Genomic DNA, 12,544 nt, shown 5'->3' with positions numbered 1-12,544 from the left:
AGGAATTGACGAGATGAACATTCAAGACACCTCGATTGCCGCCCGCCGTTCGCCCAGTTCGGATGGTGAAAAGATCATCACGCTGGCTGCGCTTGCCGTGGGCGGCCAGGGCGGTGGCGTCCTGACGAACTGGATCACCGCCGTGGCAGAGGCCAACGGTTATCGTGCGCAGTCCACCTCGGTTGCGGGGGTGGCGCAGCGGACGGGGGCCACGATCTATTACGTTGAAATGTGTCGCGACACCGGCCGTATGCCGGTCTTTGCGCTATCGCCCGCTGAAGGTGACGTGGATATCCTGATCGCATCCGAACTGATGGAAGGCGGTCGCGCCATCATGCGTGGCTTTGTGACGCCGGGGCGCACCACCCTGATCGCTTCGACCCATCGCATTCCTGCGGTTGCGGAAAAAACGGTTCCCGGAGACGGGCGTGCCGATGGTCACAAGGTGATGGAAGCCATGGGCATCGCCGCCGATCATACCGTGGCCTTCGACATGGAGGCGCTTGCAAAATCCGCCGGGTCGATGATCTCTTCCTCTCTGCTGGGTGGGCTCGCCGGGTCTGGCGCGCTGCCCTTTCCCAAGCAAAGCTATGAAGACGTGATCCGGGCTTCTGGTCGCGGTGTCGAGGCCTCGCTGCGGGCCTTTAACGATGCCTTTGATTGTGCCACCGGCAAACGGCAACCACCGCAGCCGGAAGTCGTGAAAAAGCAGATTGAAACGCTGCATGTGCCAGCCCGCCATCAGGCGCAGTGGGGGCAGTTGCAAGCGCGTCTTGCTGCCTTGCCCGCGCCGGTACAGGACATGGCTGCGCTGGGCCTGAAAAAGGTGGTGGACTATCAGGATCTCGCCTATGGGACGCAGTATCTGGACATGGTCGAAAGCCTGGCCACGATGGATAGCGCACCGTTTGCAATGACGGTTGCGGCTGCCAAGTACTGCGCGCGGGCGCTGTGCTATGACGACATTCTGCGGGTCGCCGACATCAAGACCCGCGCCAGCCGCATGAGCCGTGTGCGCGACGAGGTTGTTGTTGGTGACGATCAGGTGCTGATGGTGACCGAGTATTTCCATCCGCGGTTTGAAGAATTCACCACCACATTGCCCAGGTGGCTGGGCAAACGCCTGCAAAAATCGCAACGTCTCGATGCCTTCTACACCCGGCACCTGGACAAGGGGCGCCGGATCAGAACCGACCGGTTGCGCGGGTTCCTGATGCTCTGGGCTGTCTCGGCCCTGCGCCCTTGGCGCCGGGCATTGTTGCGGCATGACACGGAGATGGCGCATGTCGACGGATGGTTTGCCACGGTGACAGATGTGGCGCGCAAGGATCGTGCGCTGGCTGCCGAACTGCTGGCCAACTATCGGCTGATCAAGGGCTATTCCGACACCCATGTGCGCGGGCATTCAAAATTCGCCCGAATCATGCAGGCACTGCCCATTCTGCAGGGGCGCCCCGATGCGGCCGACTGGATGCGACGCCTGCGTACTGCCGCTTTGGCGGATGAGTCCGGTGCGCAACTGGACGGAGCGCTGGCCACGGTTCGCAGTTTCGCCGGAGAGACCGCATGACGGGCACCATTTGTATCACGACTGACGGGCCTTTCCGCGACGGCGTCTGGATCGGCCAGCCTGGCCGGGCCAAGACCTGAAAATAGATTCGGTCCGGCCGTTAGGTTGGGCCAGATTGCCAGACTGAAACAACACCTCGGCAGTACCTCTGCGCGGGCTGGATGCCTGCATGCACGAGATCATGGAGACCTGGAGATTTGGATATCTATCCTATTGCAAATACGAGGAAATTTTTTGCTTCATGTATAAAACTTCATGCTTGAAGATTACCAGTCCTGCCTCTAGGCTTTCACAATGGAAACGGATCAACAAGAGGCAGAAAACCGCCCCCATCCGCCCCAGAACACACACCCAGGGAGACCGAATATGACCATCAGATCATTCGCCACAGCCGCAATTTTTGGCGCTTCAGCCCTCACCGCCGTCTCGGTTCAGGCTGAGGAAGTCACGTTAAAGGCCGTCACGGCCTTTGCCACTGGCACAACGTTTTCCCGTGACTTCGAAGCCTTCGTTGGCTGGGTCAATGAAAACGGAGAGGGCCTGGTTCAGATTGATCTTCTGGGTGGCCCCGAGGCCGTTCCGCCGTTTGAACTGGGCAACGCAGTTCAGGCTGGCATCGTGGATATCGCAAATAACACTACGGCCTATTATCCAAACCTGCTGCCAACCGGTGACGCGCTGCATCTGGCGCAGAACACCATTCAGGAGCAACGCGCCAATGGTTGTTATGAGCTGATCGATGGTATTCACCAGCAACAGATGAACGTGAAATACCTCGCCCGCGTGGGTGATAACATGAACTACCATCTGTATCTGGCAAAACCACTGGAGGGCCCGGACCTGACCGGTCTGACTATCCGCACCACGCCAGTCTATCGCGCCATGTTCGAAAAGCTGGGGGCAACGCTTGTGCGGACCGCTCCGGGCGAGGTTTATACCGCGCTCGAACGTGGGGCGATTGATGGCTATGGCTGGCCCAGCCAGGGGGTTCTGGATCTGGGCTGGCATGAGCAGACCGCCTATCGGGTCGACCCCGGCTTCTACCAGGTGGATGTGAATTTCCTGGTCAACATGGACAGCTGGAACGACCTGAGCGCAGATCAGCAGGCGCTGCTGCAAAAGGGTGCCGCCTGGATCGAGGCGCAGAACGCCGAGAATATCGCGCGCAATCAGGCCGAAGCCCAGGCCCAGGCCGAGGCGGGGATCGAAACCATTTCCTTTGCGGGTGCTGATAAGGATTTGTGGGCCACAACCGCGCAATCCGAAGGCTGGGGCGAAGTGATGGAAATCGACGCCGATCTTGGCGCGAAACTGCAATCCTGTCTGACAAAGTAAGGTGGCTGGGGCGGCCTGGTGCCGCTCCACCGTTGTTCCCATGTTGAACTTCAATCGCTATTTCGGCGCGCTGACCACTGGCCTTGCCGTGTTTGCCGCCGCCATCCTTGCGGCGATCACGCTGGTGATTCCGCTCAATGTCTTTTTGCGCAACCTTGGTCTGCCCGTCATCTACGGGGCGCTTGATGTGATCGAATACGGTCTGATGGTGGTTGCCTTTCTTGGCGCGCCCTGGGTGTTACATCTGGATGCCCATGTGCAGGTGGATCTGGTGACCCGCGGATTGCCACCGCGCGGCGCACGTGTTGCCGCCGTGCTGACCTGCCTGTTGGGTGCCGTCACCTGTGCGGTGCTGGGATGGGCCGGGTTGCAAGCCTTGATCCAGTCCTATGCGCGCGGATCGATGGTGCGCACTGCCTTCACCTTTCCCGAATGGTGGGCGCTGACCGTCCTGCCACTGTCGATGCTTCTGTGCATGATCGAGTTCCTGCGCAAGATTTTCCGCCCCTCGCCGCAATCCGCGCCGCTGACTGGCCTCTGAAAGGAATTTCCATGGATTGGATTCTCACGCTCACGCTGATGCTGGGCGGTCTGGCGATGCTTTTGCTGATCGGCCTTCCGGTCGCCTTTGCCTTTATCACCGTCACCATGATCGGCGCTTTCGAGATTCTGGGCGGGGATCGCGGCCTGCTGCAATTGGCGCGAAATGCCACCCAATCGGTGGCCAATTTCCAAATGGCACCGATACCCCTGTTCATATTGATGGGGGAAATTCTGTTTCAGACAGGTATTGCCCATCGGGCCATTGACGCGATCGAACGCGTGGTGACGCGGGTGCCCGGCCGTCTGTCGGTGGTCACCGTCTTTGGCGGCACGATCTTTGCCGCCCTGTCCGGCTCCACCATTGCCAATACCGCTATGCTGGGCTCCACACTGATGCCGGGCATGTTGCAGCGCGGATATCACCCGACCATGGCCATGGGGCCGATCATGGCCTCGGGCGCGATCGCAATGCTGATCCCGCCGTCGGCGCTGGCGGTTCTGGTCGGCAGCCTTGCGGGCATCTCCATCTCGGGCCTGCTGATCGCGGGCGTGATCCCTGCACTGATGCTGGCGGGTGCCTTTGTCGTCTACATCATCGGGCGCAGCATTCTGGACCCCAGCGTCGCCCCGCCTGATGATCTGCCTGAGATGACATTGGCAGAGCGCTGGCGCCCCTTCATGATCTATGTCGCGCCGTTGTCGGTGCTGTTTGCGGTGGTGATCGGAAGCCTGCTGATGGGGTTTGCCACACCGACCGAATCCGCCGCTCTTGGCTGTCTTGCCGCGCTTGTTATCGGGGCCGCCTACCGGGCCCTGTCGCTGACCAAGATCGCCAAGGCACTGATGGAGACGGTCAAGCTGTCGGTGATGATCCTGTTCATCATGGCCGCCAGCCAGACCTTTGCCCAGGTCTTGTCTTTCAGCGGCGCAACCAATGGGTTGATTGCAGCAATCAATGCGGTGGACCCGACCCCAACAATGGTTCTGGTGGGGATGATCCTGATCCTGTTGTTCTTGGGATGCTTTGTGGATCAGGTGTCGATGCTGATGGTCACCGTGCCGGTGTTTGTACCGCTGGCGGCGCATCTGGGCATAAACGAGCTGGTTCTGGGCGTGGTCTATCTGTTGACCATGGAAATCGGACTGCTGACTCCGCCTTTTGGCCTGTTGTTGTTTGTCATGCGGGGGGTCGCGCCAGAGGGCATCGGGATGAAGCATATCTATGCGGCCGTGACGCCATTTTTGGTGATCAAGCTGGCCGTGCTGGCGTTGATTGTCTGGCAACCCGGCATCGGGACCTGGTTGCCCGGCCTTATCGAAAACTGAGGCGGGCAGGGGCGCTATCGCAAAACCTGCCAGGGGCTGGGGACGGGGCTGTCCCTGGCCCCGCGCGCGTCTGGGCCTGAGGTGTCATTCAAAAGTGGCGGCCCCTTCCCCCCTATGGTGCTGGTTTACGGGCAGGCAGATGCAGGGAGTTTGCATCGCCGCTGCACCTGGTGAACATGTGTAAAATTCATAATCTTTCGTCATATTATGAATTTTTATCTAGTGGAGCGATGCGCCATAAGTGCGGAATGCCAGTACAGAACAAAACCGACACATTTCACCAGCTTGCGGCCTTAACCCGCGAGAGAATCCTAATTCTTGACGGGGCCATGGGTACCCAGATCCAGACACTTGGCCTGAGCGAGGAAGACTACGCCGGCCACGGGTCTGGCCATGCCTGCCGCCACCATTCGGATCATCCGCAAAAGGGCAACAACGATATGTTGATCCTGACCCAGCCCAAGGCGGTCGAGGAGATCCATTTCGACTTTGCCATGGCAGGTGCCGATATTGTCGAGACCAACACCTTTTCTGCCACGACGATCGCGCAGGCTGATTACGGGATGGAGGACGCGGTGCATGATCTGAACGCCGAAGGCGCGCGCATCGCCCGCCGCGCGATGGACCGCGCCACGGCGATCGACGGCAAGCCGCGGTTTGTTGCCGGGGCAGTTGGGCCGACGAACCGTACCGCTTCGCTTAGCCCCGATGTGAACGATCCCGGCTATCGCGCTGTGACCTTTGATGACCTGCGCATTGCCTATGGCCAGCAGGTGAACGGGCTGATCGCTGGCGGCGCTGACCTTATTCTGATCGAGACGATCTTTGACACGCTGAACGCCAAGGCTGCAATTTTTGCATGTTATGAGGCGTTTGAAAAACATGGCGCACAATTGCCTCTGATGATTTCGGGCACGATCACCGATGCCTCGGGGCGCACGCTGTCTGGGCAGACTCCGACGGCCTTTTGGCATTCGGTGGCCCATGCGCGCCCCTTTAGCGTGGGGTTGAACTGCGCCCTTGGGGCCGCCGCGATGCGTCCGCATCTGGCCGAGCTTGCGGGCGTCGCCGACACGCTGATCTGCGCCTACCCCAATGCGGGCCTGCCCAATGCCTTTGGCCAATACGACGAAGGCCCGGACGATACCGCGCGCCAAGTGGCGCAGTTTGCGGCCGAAGCGCTGGTGAACGTGGTTGGCGGCTGCTGCGGCACCACGCCCGACCATATCGCGGCCATTGCCGAGGCGGTGGCGCCTTTTGCGCCGCGCCGCTTGCCAAGCGAGGTCGCAGCATGAGCCGGTATTTGCGCCTTTCCGGGCTGGAACCATTTGTTCTGACGCCCGATATCCCCTTCGTCAACGTGGGCGAGCGCACCAATGTCACCGGCTCTGCCCGTTTTCGCAAGCTGATCACCAACCATGACTATGCCGCCGCATTGGACGTGGCACGCGATCAGGTGGAAAACGGCGCGCAGATCATCGACATCAACATGGATGAGGGGCTGATCGACAGCAAGCAGGCGATGGTGGACTTTCTGAACCTCGTCGCGTCCGAGCCCGATATCGCCCGCGTGCCGGTGATGATCGACAGCTCTAAATGGGAGGTGATCGAGGCGGGGCTGCAATGCGTACAGGGCAAATCCATCGTCAATTCCATTTCTATGAAAGAGGGCGAAGACCAGTTCCGCCATCAGGCGCAGCTCTGCCTTGCCTATGGCGCGGCAGTTGTGGTCATGGCCTTTGACGAAGAGGGGCAGGCCGATACCTGTGCCCGCAAGACCGAGATTTGCGCGCGTGCCTATCGCATCCTCGTGGATGAGGTCGGCTTTCCGCCCGAAGACATTATCTTTGATCCCAACGTATTCGCGGTGGCGACGGGGATTGAAGAGCATGACAACTACGGCGTCGATTTCATCGAGGCGACCCGCTGGATCCGGGCAAACCTTCCGCATGCCCATGTTTCGGGTGGGGTGTCGAACCTGTCATTCAGTTTTCGCGGGAACGAACCGGTGCGGGAAGCGATGCATGCCGTGTTTCTCTATCACGCCATTCAGGCGGGGATGGATATGGGCATCGTCAACGCCGGGCAATTGGCGGTCTATGACCAGATCGATCCGGAACTGCGCGAGGCCTGCGAGGATGTGGTTTTGAACCGCCGTCCAAAAGCCGGGGGCAGCGCAACCGAGCGGATGCTGGACATTGCCGAGCGGTTTCGCGGCGGCCTGCGCGAGGAAAAGACCCGCGATCTGGCTTGGCGTGACTGGAGCGTGGAAAAGCGCATGGAGCATGCGCTGGTCAACGGCATCACTGAATTCATCGAGGCCGATACCGAAGAGGCGCGCCAATCCGCCGAACGCCCACTTCACGTGATCGAAGGCCCGCTAATGGCGGGGATGAATGTGGTGGGCGATCTTTTTGGCGCCGGTAAGATGTTCCTGCCGCAGGTGGTGAAATCGGCGCGTGTGATGAAACAGGCGGTGGCGATCCTGTTGCCCTACATGGAAGAAGAAAAGCGCCTGTCAGGCGGCGAAGGGCGCGAAAGTGCCGGCAAGGTTCTGATGGCAACCGTAAAGGGCGATGTGCATGACATCGGCAAGAATATCGTCGGCGTGGTTCTGGCCTGCAACAATTACGAGATCATCGATCTGGGCGTGATGGTACCGCCGCAGAAAATTCTTGAAACTGCACGTGCGGAAAACGTTGATGTGATCGGCCTGTCGGGTCTGATCACCCCCAGCCTTGATGAAATGACCCATCTGGCCGCCGAGATGGAGCGCGAGGGCTTCGATATCCCGCTGCTGATTGGTGGCGCGACCACCTCCAAGGTGCATACCGCCGTCAAGATTGCGCCGCGCTACACAGGCAGCCAGGCGATCTATGTACTGGATGCCAGCCGCGCGGTGGGGGTGGTCAGCCAATTGCTGAGCGATGATCGCAAATCGGCCTATGTCAATGGGATCAAAGCTGAATATATCGAAGTGACCGAGCGCCACGAACGCGCCGAGCGCGCCAAGAAACGGGTGCCGCTGCCCGAGGCGCGGGCCAATGCGATGACAATTGACTGGCAGGGCTACAGTGTTGCCCGCCCCGAATGTCTGGGCACGCGGGTGATCGATGATTGGGATCTGGCGGAAATCGCCGAGTATATCGACTGGACGCCATTCTTTCGCACATGGGAGCTGAAGGGGGTTTACCCCAAGATACTGCAGGACGACAAACAGGGCGCAGCCGCCCGTGCGTTGTTCGCGGATGCGCAGGCGATGCTGAAACGGATCATTGACGAACGCTGGTTTGGCCCGCGCGCTGTTGTCGGTTTCTGGCCCGCAAATGCTGAAGGCGATGACATCCACCTGTTCAAGGATGGCGGTCGGCAGGTGCCGCTTGCCACGCTACACACCTTGCGCCAGCAACATGCCAAGCGGCCGGGGCGGCCCAACGTGGCGCTGGCCGATTTTGTCGCGCCCAAGGGCGTTGACGATTATATCGGCGGCTTTGTTGTTACCGCCGGCCCAGAGGAAAAGGCGATTGCCGAGCGGTTCGACAAGGCAAATGACAACTACTCCTCGATCCTGGTCAAGGCGCTGGCCGACCGCTACGCCGAGGCAATGGCCGAGATGTTGCACCAGCGTGTGCGCCGCGAGCTCTGGCCTTATGCCCCCGATGAAACCTTTGCCCCTGCTGACCTGGTGGGCGAACCCTATCGCGGCATTCGCCCTGCCCCCGGCTATCCTGCCCAGCCCGACCATACCGAAAAGCGTACGCTTTTCAGCCTGCTGGACGCCGAAGCCGCCACCGGGGTGGAGCTGACCGAAAGCATGGCGATGTGGCCCGGATCATCGGTGTCTGGCCTCTATATCGCCCACCCCGACAGCTATTACTTTGGCGTCGCCAAGGTTGAGCGGGATCAGGTGCAGGATTATGCGACCCGCAAGGGCATGACGCTGGAAGAGGCCGAACGCTGGTTGGCCCCGGTGCTGAACTACACCCCAACCGGCATTTCGGTGGTCGCAGCGGAATAGGGGGGCAGTGCCGGGTTGCGCATTTTACAGCCGTAGCACGGCGGGCAAAGGCGGCAGGGTTCCGCAACAGAATAGTCGTTGCAACAGGGGAAATTGCTTACTAGAACACAACCTGTCGGTTTCCATGAGGAATCAAAAGGGAATCCGCCACCGGCTTGCCGGTGAACCGGAACTGCCCCCGCAACTGTAGGCGATGAGCGTGCAGCGATCATGCCACTGTGGCCACCGTGCCATGGGAAGGCCGCTGCTGTGATGACTCGCAAGTCAGGAGACCTGCCGACGCTGAATGCAACGCGGCCCGGGCGGGGAGTCCGGGGAGGTGTCGAATGAGATTAATCCTGCGGTGCCCAAAGGCACCTGCCATCGCCAGTACCTATGCGTCGCCCCTTTCGGGTGCCGTATTCGTCAGCCACGGGTTCGCTATTCCCTCTTTGTTTCTGGTCGCATCATCCCCTGGAGACAATCAATGTATTCCCGATTTCTGACGGCGGCTCTGCTGGGCGTGGCCAGTTTTGTGCCGATGGCGCAGGCCCAGACGACCTATCCTTTGACGATTGAAAATTGCGGTGTCGAGGTCACCTTCGATGCAGCCCCCAAGACTGCGGTTACGGTCGGTCAGGCCGGAACCGAGCTTTTGTATTCGCTTGGACTTGGCGACAAGGTCGCGGGAACATCGGTCTGGTTTACCGAGGTGTTGCCTGAATTTTCTGAATTGAATGCGGGTGTCGAACGGCTGGCGGACAATGATCCCAGCTTCGAATCCGTGGTCGACAAGCGCCCGGATATCGTTGCGGTGCAATATGAATGGCATATCGGCCCGCAGGGCATCGTTGCCACCCGCGAACAATTCTCGGATCTTGGCATCCCGACCTTTGTTCTGCCCGCCGATTGCTGGGCCAAGGACAACAGCACCGGATCGGACGGAACCCGCTCTGCCATGTTTGAGATGGCCAGCATTTATGCAGGCGTCACCCAGCTTGCGCAGATCTTCGATGTGTCTGACAAAGGCGACGCCTTGCTGGCGGATCTGAAGGCCCGCGAAGCTGCGGCCATTGCAAAGGCGGCTGAGTTGGATCTGCAAGATGCCTCGGCTGTTTTCTGGTTCTCGTCGGCCGAGATGGACATTGACCCCTACGTTGCCGGGCGCAAGGGGCCTCCGGGTTATATGATGGACAAGCTCGGGCTGCGTAATGTCGTGGAAAGCGACGAGGAATGGCCGGTTGTCGGCTGGGAAACCATCGCCCGCGCGAATCCGTCAGTCATCGTGGTGGCCAAGATGGACAGGCGCCGCTTTGCGGCGGATGATGTCGAGAAAAAGCTGGAATTTCTTAGAACAGACCCGGTGACCAGCCAGATGGATGCTGTAAAGAATGACCGCATCGTGATCCTGAATGCGCATTCTATGGATCCATCAATCCGCAATATCACGGCGCTTGAAACGCTGGCCGAGGCCCTGCCGAAGTTCGATCTGCAATGACGGATGCGGCTGCTCCAGGCGTTTTTCGGCGCTCGTTTGGGCTGTGGATTGCACAGGGGCCAGCCGTATTGATCCTGGCAATCCTGGCTGGGGTTGTCATTGGTGAAACGCCGCTGCCGCTTTCGACGGTGGCGGCGGTCTTTGCAAACCGTCTTTGGGATGCGGGTTTGATCCTTGATCCGATCGACGCTGGCATAATCTGGAGCTACCGGCTGCCGCGCACCCTGGTCGCTGCGGGCTGTGGCGCGGGTCTTGCCCTATCGGGCGTTGTTCTACAGGCTTTGGTGCGCAATGCCTTGGCGGATCCCTATCTTTTGGGCGTCTCTGCGGGGGCCGGAGCGGGCGCCGTGGCCGTGACGATCCTTGGCGTCGGTGGCGGGTTGCTCGGGATTTCGGGCGGGGCCTTTATCGGTGCGACCCTGTCATTTGTCGTGGTGGCGGCGCTGGCGCGGGCCGCGGGTGGCGGCTCGGCGCAGCTTGTGCTTGCGGGCATCGCCGGTTCGCAGCTTTTCAACGCGTTGACCTCCTTTCTTATCGCCAAGTCGGCGAATGCGGAACAGGCGCGCGGCATCATGTTCTGGCTGCTGGGCAATCTGTCCGGCGTACGATGGCCGGATGTCATGCTGGCGGCGCCCGTCGCGATGATCGGCTTTCTGATCTGCCTGTGGTTTGCACGCGCGATGGATGCGTTTTCCTTCGGTGTTTCTTCAGCGGCATCGCTTGGCGTGCCGGTTCGCCGGGTTCAGATTGTGCTGATCGGTGTGGTGACGCTGATGACTGCGACCATGGTCAGCCTGGTTGGATCCATCGGATTCGTCGGCCTTGTCATCCCGCATGCCATGCGGTTTGTCGTCGGTCCGAGACACGCGCGGCTGGTGCCCGCCTCGGCGCTTGCGGGGGCTGTCTTTCTGATTGCGGCGGATATCGCCTCGCGGATGCTGATCCCCGGTCAGGTTGTCCCGATCGGCGTGGTCACAGCGCTGGTCGGCGCGCCGGGCTTTGCGCTGATTCTTGTACACAGCCGGAGGCGGCTGTGAGACTGGCAGCAAAATCCCTCGGCTGGGCGGCGGGATCGCGGCGCATTGTTCAAGAGGTCTCGCTTGAGATTGCCCCGGGCGAGACATTCGGCCTGATCGGCCCAAACGGCTCTGGCAAGTCTACGCTCTTACGTCTTTTGGCGGGGCTTCTGGCGCGGCCATTTGGTGTTGTTTTGCTGGACGGCGATCCCCTGACCAGCCTTGGCAGGCGCGACATTGCCCAGCAGATTGCAGTTGTGGAACAGATTGCCGAAACCTCCGAGGCGCTTTCGGTGCGCGATGTGGTCGAGCTTGGCCGCACGCCCTGGCTCTCGGCGCTGGCGCCTTTTAGTGCGCAGGATCGGGTCATCGTTGCAGAATCTCTGGCGGCCGTGGACATGGCCGATATGGCGGGGCACAGCTGGGCAACGCTTTCGGGCGGTGAGCGCCAGCGCGTCCAGATCGCGCGGGCATTGGCGCAGCGGCCGCGTCTCTTGATGCTGGACGAGCCGACCAACCACCTGGATATCCACCACCAGCTGTCGCTGTTGCGGTTGGTGGGCGATTTGCCGGTGACGGTTGTCATGGCGCTGCATGATCTTAATCAGGCAATGAGATGCGATCGCCTTGGCGTGATGGAAGCGGGGCGGATGGTCGCCTGCGGCCCGCCCGAGGATGTGCTGACCCCTGCGCGGCTTGCATCAATCTTTCGCGTGCGGGCCACCCGGCTGCGCGACCCCGCCGACGGCGCAACGGTCTTTCGTTTTCAATGTCTTGAGGAGTGAACAGATGAAACCCATTGTACTGCTGCTGAGTGTCCTGACGGCCCTGACCGCCCGGCCTGCCTGGGCCGAGACGCATGAGGTGCAGATGTATACGCGCAACGCAAGCGGCCCGATGATCTATGAACCGGATTTTCTGCGGATCGCCCCCGGCGACGAAGTGCGTTTCATCCCGGTGCAACCGGGCCACAATGCTGCGACCATCGACGGCATGACGCCCGAAGGTGCCGCACCGTTCAAGAGCCAGATCAATGAAGATTACACGGTTACACTGACGGTACCGGGGCGCTACGGAATCAAATGCTCGCCGCATTTCGCCATGGGCATGGTGATGCTGATCGAAGTTGGCAACAGCCCAGAAACAACATTTCCCGCCGATCTTCCGCGCCGGGCGCAAGATCGTTTCGATGCCATCCTTGCGGCAAAACCCTAATGATCGCACATCACGATCTGTGATGGCGGGATCACATAATCTGT

General features: G+C 60.4%; 10 protein-coding genes and 1 riboswitch. All 10 genes read left to right on the top strand.

Features of this window, described 5'->3' with window-relative positions:
* Window positions 1-13 precede the first annotated feature (13 nt).
* The 10 genes from ACN0VH_RS06820 (at window position 14) to ACN0VH_RS06775 (ending at window position 12,500) form a co-directional block, all read left to right on the top strand.
* A complete protein-coding gene (locus tag ACN0VH_RS06820) occupies window positions 14-1,570 on the top strand; it encodes an indolepyruvate oxidoreductase subunit beta family protein (protein ID WP_417700077.1) in 1,557 nt (518 codons plus the stop codon).
* A gap of 366 nt (window positions 1,571-1,936) precedes the next feature.
* Window positions 1,937-2,905, top strand: coding sequence for a TRAP transporter substrate-binding protein DctP (gene dctP, locus ACN0VH_RS06815; RefSeq protein WP_278922270.1), 969 nt, complete (start codon window positions 1,937-1,939; stop codon window positions 2,903-2,905).
* 40 nt (window positions 2,906-2,945) lie between these two features.
* Window positions 2,946-3,446, top strand: coding sequence for a TRAP transporter small permease (locus ACN0VH_RS06810; protein ID WP_278922271.1), 501 nt, complete (start codon window positions 2,946-2,948; stop codon window positions 3,444-3,446).
* 11 nt (window positions 3,447-3,457) lie between these two features.
* Window positions 3,458-4,774, top strand: coding sequence for a TRAP transporter large permease (locus ACN0VH_RS06805; RefSeq protein WP_417700076.1), 1,317 nt, complete (start codon window positions 3,458-3,460; stop codon window positions 4,772-4,774).
* 248 nt (window positions 4,775-5,022) lie between these two features.
* A complete protein-coding gene (locus tag ACN0VH_RS06800; protein ID WP_417700075.1) occupies window positions 5,023-6,069 on the top strand; it encodes a homocysteine S-methyltransferase family protein in 1,047 nt (348 codons plus the stop codon).
* Window positions 6,066-8,792 carry a methionine synthase gene (gene metH / locus ACN0VH_RS06795; RefSeq protein WP_417700074.1) on the top strand — a complete coding sequence of 909 codons (2,727 nt, stop codon included), beginning with the start codon at window positions 6,066-6,068 and terminating at the stop codon, window positions 8,790-8,792. Before ACN0VH_RS06800 ends, metH begins: the two co-directional genes overlap by 4 nt.
* Window positions 8,793-8,891: 99 nt before the next feature.
* Window positions 8,892-9,087, top strand: a riboswitch (cobalamin riboswitch).
* 171 nt (window positions 9,088-9,258) lie between these two features.
* Entirely contained in the window at window positions 9,259-10,269 is a 1,011-nt protein-coding gene (locus ACN0VH_RS06790) for an ABC transporter substrate-binding protein (RefSeq protein ID WP_417700073.1), read from the top strand.
* Window positions 10,266-11,306, top strand: a complete 1,041-nt coding sequence (locus tag ACN0VH_RS06785) for a FecCD family ABC transporter permease (RefSeq protein ID WP_417700072.1) — start codon at window positions 10,266-10,268, stop codon at window positions 11,304-11,306. The genes ACN0VH_RS06790 and ACN0VH_RS06785 overlap by 4 nt, the downstream gene beginning before the upstream one ends.
* Window positions 11,303-12,070 (top strand): ABC transporter ATP-binding protein, encoded by a 768-nt coding sequence (locus tag ACN0VH_RS06780; RefSeq protein ID WP_417700070.1) that lies wholly within the window; start codon window positions 11,303-11,305, stop codon window positions 12,068-12,070. Before ACN0VH_RS06785 ends, ACN0VH_RS06780 begins: the two co-directional genes overlap by 4 nt.
* Before the next feature lie 4 nt (window positions 12,071-12,074).
* Window positions 12,075-12,500, top strand: a complete 426-nt coding sequence (locus tag ACN0VH_RS06775; protein ID WP_417700069.1) for a pseudoazurin — start codon at window positions 12,075-12,077, stop codon at window positions 12,498-12,500.
* The last annotated feature ends 44 nt before the right edge of the window (window positions 12,501-12,544 follow it).

Source organism: Pseudophaeobacter sp., from assembly GCF_048267565.1.
GTDB classification, from domain to species: Bacteria; Pseudomonadota; Alphaproteobacteria; order Rhodobacterales; family Rhodobacteraceae; genus Pseudophaeobacter; species Pseudophaeobacter profundi.
The sequence above is the reverse complement of the archived record's forward strand: the minus strand, read 5'-3'. Positions and strand labels throughout refer to the sequence as shown.

Excerpts from the sequence above, each read along its gene's own strand:
- ACN0VH_RS06820 (WP_417700077.1), top strand. The coding sequence starts at position 14 with ATGAACATTCAAGACACCTCGATTGCCGCCCGCCGTTCGCCCAGTTCG.
- dctP (WP_278922270.1), top strand. The coding sequence starts at position 1,937 with ATGACCATCAGATCATTCGCCACAGCCGCAATTTTTGGCGCTTCAGCC.
- ACN0VH_RS06810 (WP_278922271.1), top strand. The coding sequence starts at position 2,946 with ATGTTGAACTTCAATCGCTATTTCGGCGCGCTGACCACTGGCCTTGCC.
- ACN0VH_RS06805 (WP_417700076.1), top strand. The coding sequence starts at position 3,458 with ATGGATTGGATTCTCACGCTCACGCTGATGCTGGGCGGTCTGGCGATG.
- ACN0VH_RS06800 (WP_417700075.1), top strand. The coding sequence starts at position 5,023 with ATGCCAGTACAGAACAAAACCGACACATTTCACCAGCTTGCGGCCTTA.
- metH (WP_417700074.1), top strand. The coding sequence starts at position 6,066 with ATGAGCCGGTATTTGCGCCTTTCCGGGCTGGAACCATTTGTTCTGACG.
- ACN0VH_RS06790 (WP_417700073.1), top strand. The coding sequence starts at position 9,259 with ATGTATTCCCGATTTCTGACGGCGGCTCTGCTGGGCGTGGCCAGTTTT.
- ACN0VH_RS06785 (WP_417700072.1), top strand. The coding sequence starts at position 10,266 with ATGACGGATGCGGCTGCTCCAGGCGTTTTTCGGCGCTCGTTTGGGCTG.
- ACN0VH_RS06775 (WP_417700069.1), top strand. The coding sequence starts at position 12,075 with ATGAAACCCATTGTACTGCTGCTGAGTGTCCTGACGGCCCTGACCGCC.